This window comes from Ochrobactrum sp. SFR4, assembly GCF_019730395.1.
In the GTDB taxonomy this organism is placed as follows: domain Bacteria; phylum Pseudomonadota; class Alphaproteobacteria; order Rhizobiales; family Rhizobiaceae; genus Pseudochrobactrum.
In genome coordinates this window covers 1-256 of record NZ_JAAPBB010001012.1, presented here as the reverse complement: position 1 = coordinate 256, position 256 = coordinate 1, and the positions used below count along the sequence as shown (strand labels likewise).

Sequence of the window (256 nt, the reverse complement as noted above, 5' to 3'; positions counted from 1 at the left end):
CGCAGGCCTTCATAATCCTGACAGGTCATACAGCAGATGATCAGGTTGAAACTTATCTGATGCGACGTGAGCGTGAAGGGGCGCTGACAGGATTGGTAGGTGAGGGAAGGGGGCTCGCCGCCATGGCTGGCCAAACCTTGTTGCACAATCAGGTGATGCTATGCCGTCCGCTTTTATCGGTGTGGCGGGAAGAATTACGTGATCTTTTACGCGTGAAAAACATTGGCTGGGTTGATGATCCGAGCAATGATAATCA

Annotated in this window: 1 protein-coding gene; it reads left to right on the top strand. The window is 51.6% G+C overall.

All coding sequences use genetic code 11. The features are described from left to right. A partial coding sequence (locus HBA93_RS22140) for a PP-loop family protein (RefSeq protein WP_286202142.1) occupies positions 1-256 on the top strand: 256 nt, incomplete at both ends.